General features: G+C 61.9%; 1 protein-coding gene. It reads right to left on the bottom strand.

Going from position 1 to position 1051, the window contains the following annotated elements; genetic code table 11:
• Window positions 1-268: 268 nt before the first annotated feature.
• On the bottom strand, window positions 269-685 hold the full coding sequence (locus NKJ80_RS31405; RefSeq protein ID WP_352498961.1) for a DOPA 4,5-dioxygenase family protein: 417 nt from the start codon (window positions 683-685) through the stop codon (window positions 269-271).
• Window positions 686-1051 lie beyond the last annotated feature (366 nt).

Raw genomic sequence — 1051 nt, 5'->3', positions numbered from 1 at the left:
TTGAATACATCTGCAAAATCTGGACAAAAGAGCCCGAACGATTCAGGCTCGATCCAACCCATCAAACCTTGGGACTAAACATCTAACGCCAAGCGGGCGAAGAACGTAATCGGCCTCATAGGCGCGCTGTGCAAGTGCTGTATACAACGGTAGGGGCGATCCCGCCGCGCGGCCGAGATGAGGCGCAAAACGGCCAGTCATGCACGCCTGAGCTAAACTACTGGTGAACGCATTTCCGAGGCCAAGTCTTTACTTTGCAGAACGCCCCCTAAGCCCCCAGCGTCGGCTCCGTATTCACCTCCAGCGCCTCTTCCGCCTCGTCCTCTTCGCCTAGCACCTCGCCATGCACCCCCAGCGGTCGCCCGATCCAGACCGGGTCGACCAGATGGTCGCGCTTGGGGTTGGTGGTGTTGGGGTGGATGAGAATGCTCAGGCCGCCGTGGTTCAGCATCAGCCATGGGACCAGCGTGGCGAAGATCTCGGTGGCGAAGGAGACCTGGTACATGGCCTGCTCGTGCGGGCCGACCGGCTCGTCGCGCCAGTTGCCCAGTCGCACGCGGAAGCGTTCGCCGATGCGCAGGCGCAGCCATTCGGCCTGCTGCCGTTCGGCTTGTCTGTCATAGTAGATGTGGGCGTGATAGCTGGCGATCTCGGCGAGAGGCCTTGGCGAGTTGGCGGTGTTCACCTTGATGGCTCCCTCGGTGATTGTCGTGCGGGCAGCGTATACGCAAGGGTGCGGGGTGGCCAAGGGGGGCACAGCGTGTGCTCGTCATCTCGATTTCGGGCCAATCGCATATGGAGCTCCCCCACTCCGTCTCGGCTTCGCCGAGCCACCTCTACCCCCACATTCGTGGGGGAGAGGAAATGCTAATCGCCGAGGTCGCTGCCTTGAAAAGCTTGGCATTTCCTCTCCCCCATGGACATGGGGGAGAGGTGGCCGCGAAGCGGACGGAGTGGGGGCGGGCGGGTTGTGTGCGTCAAGTTCTGCAAAATGGGGCGGCCATGATGCTGGTCATGCGGCTTGGCGCAGAGCGAGCTTCTTGTGCTCGCG

Source organism: Mesorhizobium sp. M0030 (genome assembly GCF_040323695.1).
In the GTDB taxonomy this organism is placed as follows: Bacteria; Pseudomonadota; Alphaproteobacteria; order Rhizobiales; family Rhizobiaceae; genus Mesorhizobium.
The sequence above is the reverse complement of the archived record's forward strand: the minus strand, read 5'-3'. Positions and strand labels throughout refer to the sequence as shown.